Below are 228 nucleotides of genomic sequence, written 5' to 3' on the forward strand. Positions count from 1 at the left end.
ACCACCTGCTGCTCGACCGGTAGCGCCGCGACTCGGTCGATGGCGATCGTGCGGGCCTTGGCGGCCACCTCGGCCGGCGTGGTCTGCACCATCAACGCACGCACCACCGCCGCCCGATCCCCCTCGGACAACGGCACTCGAGACTCCACGTGCGCGACACCTCTGCCCACGGCATCGGCGAACTCGATACCGATACCGCCCAACCGCTGCGCGATCGTCAACGCCGGC

1 pseudogene is annotated in these 228 nt (G+C 70.2%); it reads right to left on the reverse strand.

From position 1 onward, the window contains the following. Positions 1–228 (reverse strand): annotated as a pseudogene (locus G154_RS26645) (HNH endonuclease); the annotation flags it as partial.

The organism is Mycobacterium sp. VKM Ac-1816D (assembly GCF_000416385.1).
GTDB lineage: Bacteria > Actinomycetota > Actinomycetes > Mycobacteriales > Mycobacteriaceae > Mycobacterium > Mycobacterium neoaurum_A.